This window comes from Halorubrum californiense DSM 19288, from assembly GCF_000336875.1.
Classification (GTDB): domain Archaea; phylum Halobacteriota; class Halobacteria; order Halobacteriales; family Haloferacaceae; genus Halorubrum; species Halorubrum californiense.
Genome location: NZ_AOJK01000007.1, coordinates 1 through 975 on the forward strand (window position 1 = coordinate 1; position 975 = coordinate 975).

Below are 975 nucleotides of genomic sequence, written 5' to 3' on the forward strand. Positions count from 1 at the left end.
CTTGACGTTCACATCGCAGCTCGGTGGAAGCATGACACGAAGACCGGACCGCAGGTCGTCCGCCGAAACGCGGACGACCTGCAGTCCGTTGCCGCCGACAACGGCTTCCAAGACTGGCATACCGAGTACGAAATTGCCGCACATGACGTTGAATACCTTGTTCATTACCGCGGGTCGTCAGCCAAAGCAGCCGCGAACAACGCGCTCAACCGGACAAAGGGCTACTCTCAGCAGTGGATGGCCGAAACATCGTACTCGACAACCAAGCGCTCGCTCGGCGATGCCGTGCGAGCGCTGGGCTGGTATCGGCAGTTCCGTGAAATCGTCTTGATGTTCGCCATCACCAACATAGAACCACTGTGTGAACCGCTGTAACCGTGACTCAGTATCTATTCAACACAGCAGTGAGGAGTTTATCAGAATTATTTAAATATTGAAGACGACTCAATAAAGAGTTGTAACACTCCAGTACCGTTTGGGATATCTTGGTAGACACTCACGACGCGTAGAATTAAGCTGATCTGAGCAGTGTGTACTACCAATATCTCTGATTATAGCGAGAAGGTAGTGATATACGACAATCTACGGGAACCCCTATCTGTTTAAATTGATTGCGCGTTCTCGAAAACATGAGCGAAAACGGACCCTCAAACGCAGCAATCTACGGCCGAGTTTCGACATCGGATCAGGACGTCTCTCGACAGCTCGACGAATCACACGAACACATAGAGCGTCTCGGTGTCGAAGACATCGAATCGTATGCGTCCACTCAGAGTACTATAGCCTCATTACGAAGAACTCGACGCAAGTACTCTGGACTACTGCGTCTGTAGACGGTTGTTATACAATAGTGAATAGTTTTGATCCCGTATCAGCTAATCTTCATCGTCATCATCGTCGGACCGGTCGTCTGCGTCATCATCGTCGGACCGGTCGTCTGCGTCATCATCGTCGGACCGGTCGTCTGCGTCATCA

General features: G+C 51.0%; 1 protein-coding gene. It reads left to right on the top strand.

The genetic code is table 11. The features are described 5' to 3' along the window. A partial coding sequence (locus C463_RS00410; RefSeq protein WP_008440084.1) for an IS5/IS1182 family transposase occupies positions 1–375 on the top strand: 375 nt, incomplete at its 5' end. Positions 376–975: the final 600 nt, after the last annotated feature.